Origin of the sequence: Pseudomonas tremae (assembly GCF_001401155.1) — a bacterium.
In the GTDB taxonomy this organism is placed as follows: domain Bacteria; phylum Pseudomonadota; class Gammaproteobacteria; order Pseudomonadales; family Pseudomonadaceae; genus Aquipseudomonas; species Aquipseudomonas tremae.
Genome location: NZ_LJRO01000510.1, coordinates 1 through 270 on the forward strand (window position 1 = coordinate 1; position 270 = coordinate 270).

The window sequence follows — 270 nt, forward strand, 5'->3', positions numbered from 1 at the left end:
GTCTTATCCAGTGCGGCCAGGCAGATGATTCTGCTGTCTATCACCTGCGCTCTTACACGTCACATTTGCATCGTGACGGCACTGTCGAATATCTGCGCGATGGCAGGGCGGGTGTGATAGACCGTGGCGATTTCGTCCACGTAAATGCGGGGTTCAATGACGACGATGAGTTGGACAACCATCGGCTGGCTGCCAACCTGGTATCCACGAAAAGCGGTGACGCTGTGAGTATCATTGGTGATGACCAGTTCGTAGACCAAGTGCTTGATG

General features: G+C 53.7%; 1 protein-coding gene. It reads left to right on the forward strand.

Annotation, left to right across the window (positions count from 1 at the left end; genetic code table 11):
* Positions 1-270 (forward strand): LPD7 domain-containing protein (locus ALO43_RS29800; RefSeq protein ID WP_328586990.1); only part of this gene is annotated, 270 nt, incomplete at both ends.